The organism is Exiguobacterium sp. SH1S21 (assembly GCF_004337175.1).
GTDB classification, from domain to species: Bacteria; Bacillota; Bacilli; order Exiguobacteriales; family Exiguobacteriaceae; genus Exiguobacterium; species Exiguobacterium aurantiacum_A.
This window is the reverse complement of the sequence record NZ_SJUY01000045.1, coordinates 1-329: the sequence shown is the minus strand read 5'-3', so window position 1 is coordinate 329 and position 329 is coordinate 1. Positions and strand designations below refer to the sequence as shown.

Sequence of the window (329 nt, the reverse complement as noted above, 5' to 3'; positions counted from 1 at the left end):
CGAATCTAAAGGCCGGGAGTTCGAATCTCTCAGGGTGCACCATTTATAACGGGAAGTAGCTCAGCTTGGTAGAGCACTTGGTTTGGGACCAAGGGGTCGCAGGTTCGAATCCTGTCTTCCCGACCATTTATTTTTTGGTCTTTGAAAACTGAACGATGAGGCAAAAAAAGTTTTACAAGTTTTGATTGAAGCGCAAGCTTCGTTTTCAAGAGCTATATCAAATTCTTTGGAGAGTTTGATCCTGGCTCAGGACGAACGCTGGCGGCGTGCCTAATACATGCAAGTCGAGCGCAGGAAATCGACGGAACCCTTCGGGGGGAAGTCGACGG

Annotated in this window: 1 tRNA gene and 1 rRNA gene; both read left to right on the top strand. The window is 48.3% G+C overall.

Annotated features, from left to right (window positions below):
- Positions 1 to 49: 49 nt before the first annotated feature.
- Positions 50 to 126 (top strand) — tRNA-Pro (locus tag EVJ24_RS15285).
- A gap of 97 nt (positions 127 to 223) precedes the next feature.
- Positions 224 to 329 (top strand): 16S ribosomal RNA (locus tag EVJ24_RS15280); the annotation flags it as partial.